This window comes from Acinetobacter sp. CFCC 10889, assembly GCF_003268395.1.
Lineage (GTDB): Bacteria > Pseudomonadota > Gammaproteobacteria > Pseudomonadales > Moraxellaceae > Acinetobacter.
This window is the reverse complement of sequence record NZ_LQXQ01000189.1, coordinates 1-377: the sequence shown is the minus strand read 5'-3', so window position 1 is coordinate 377 and position 377 is coordinate 1. Positions and strand designations below refer to the sequence as shown.

1 pseudogene is annotated in these 377 nt (G+C 44.0%); it reads left to right on the top strand.

Features of this window, described 5'->3' with window-relative positions:
* Positions 1 to 377 (top strand): annotated as a pseudogene (locus tag AVJ19_RS21330) (IS5-like element IS17 family transposase); the annotation flags it as partial.

Below are 377 nucleotides of genomic sequence, written 5' to 3'. Positions count from 1 at the left end.
CTGCATCTACTCGTAGACTCTACAGGCATGAAGTTTCTAGGTGAGGGCGAATGGAAACGCAAGAAACATGGAGCTGAATATCGTCGCCAATGGCGTAAACTACATATTGGTATAGATGCCAAAACCCTACAAATACGCGCTATTCAGCTCACAACCAATAATGTCAGTGATTCACAGGTGCTTGGTGATTTACTTAATCAGATTCCACAAGATGAGCAGATTGACTCTGTTTATACCGATGGAGCTTATGACACCAAGCAATGCCGTCAGGTCATTGCAGATCGGCAAGCGCATGCGGTGATTCCACCTAGAAAAAATGCGAAACCATGGAAAGATACAAAGAGTAGCTCGCTAGAGCGAAATGAATTACTTCGAAC